1 protein-coding gene and 1 pseudogene are annotated in these 1,553 nt (G+C 65.2%); one reads left to right on the forward strand and one right to left on the reverse strand.

Going from position 1 to position 1,553, the window contains the following annotated elements; translation table 11 throughout:
• On the reverse strand, positions 1-925 hold a 925-nt coding region (locus EOA29_RS36015; RefSeq protein WP_245468731.1), incomplete at its 3' end, for a UvrD-helicase domain-containing protein.
• A 180-nt stretch (positions 926-1,105) separates the two neighbouring features.
• Here EOA29_RS36015 and EOA29_RS36020 point away from each other — a divergent pair.
• Positions 1,106-1,553: pseudogene (locus EOA29_RS36020) on the forward strand (membrane-bound PQQ-dependent dehydrogenase, glucose/quinate/shikimate family); the annotation flags it as partial.

The following is a 1,553-nucleotide window of genomic DNA, read 5'->3' on the forward strand; positions in this document are numbered from 1 at the left end:
CTCTGGTGTTTGGTGACTGGGCGGTGCCTTCTGCGGCGACCCCCTCCCCCCGCTTCGCGGGCACCTCCCCCTCAAGGGGGGAGGACTGCGGCCGCTGCGCCAGCAGCCGCAGCCACATATACTGCGCGGTGTTGGTGTCCTGGTACTCGTCGACCAGGATGTATTTGAACTTGCGGTGATAGTCCTTCAGCACGTCCGGATAGGCGCGGAAGATGCGGATCGGGTGATAGAGCAGGTCGCCGAAGTCGCAGGCGTTCAGCGTCTGCAGCCGCTCCTGATAGGCCTTGTAGAGCTGGCGGCCCTTGCCGTTGCCGAAGCTGCGCGCGTCGCCTTCCGGAATCTCGTCGGGGCCGAGGCCCTTGTTCTTCCAGTTGTCGATCATCTGGGCGAACTGCTTGGCCGGCCAGCGCTTGTCGTCCAGCCCTTCGGCCTGGATCAGCTGCTTGATCAGCCGCACCACGTCGTCGGTGTCGAGGATGGTGAAATCGGATTTCAGCCCGGCAAGCTCGGCATGTCTGCGAAGCAGCTTCACTCCAATCGAGTGGAAGGTGCCGAGCCACGGCATGCCCTCGACATTGCCTTCGCCGATCAGCAAGCCGATGCGCTGCTTCATCTCGCGCGCGGCCTTGTTGGTGAAGGTCACGGCGAGGATCTGCGAGGGGAAAGCCCTGCCGGTGGCAAGGATATGGGCGATGCGGGTGGTCAAGACCCGCGTCTTGCCGGTGCCGGCGCCGGCCAGAACCAGAACCGGGCCTTCGGTGGTTTCCACCGCCAGCCGTTGCTCGGGATTGAGGCCCTTCAGATAGTCGGGCGCGCTGTTTTGAGCGCTGCGGGCGGCCATGGCGCGCGCGGCAATGCCGGACGGGGCCGCGGGCCGCGCATTCGGTTCGTCAAAGAAGGGCATGTCTTCCGAAAACCCGGACATCGCCCCGAATGTAGTGATTCGGCAGCGAAAGGCCAGAAGCGTCTACGTTTTGTTCCATTTTTGCGCTGCTCTGGTTCGCTTGACAGGCGCGGCCGGGGAGGGAAAGCTGCCGGCAGGGCAGGGACGGCACGCCGTTGCCTGAGAGGCGCCGCGCGGCGCAACAGTCGAAGGAGTATCATCTTGGCTGTCACCATCACCTCCCTCGTCCTCTTCCTCATCGGCATGGTTCTCGGCGGCGGCGGCGTCTGGTTGGTCTCGCTGGGCGGCAGCTGGTACTACGTGATTGCCGGCCTTGCTTTCCTGATCACCGCCTTTCTTGTCTTCCGCCGCAAGTCGACATCGTTATGGCTCTACGCGGCGTTCGTGATCGCCACGCTGTGCTGGGCTGTCTGGGAGATCGGCTTCGACTGGTGGCAGCTCGCTCCGCGCGGCGGCGTCATCGTGCTTATCGCGCTGTGGCTGCTGACGCCGTGGGCACGCCGCGGGTTCGCTGGTCCTGACGGGCGGGCGCCGTTGATCCTGGCGGTGTTGGCCTCGCTTGCGGTCGCGGGGTACTCGATGACGGCCGACCCCAAGGACATCGGCGGCACGCTGGGTTCCGACAAGGTGGCGCCGACGGCCAATCTCG

The organism is Mesorhizobium sp. M1E.F.Ca.ET.063.01.1.1, assembly GCF_003998155.1.
In the GTDB taxonomy this organism is placed as follows: Bacteria; Pseudomonadota; Alphaproteobacteria; order Rhizobiales; family Rhizobiaceae; genus Mesorhizobium.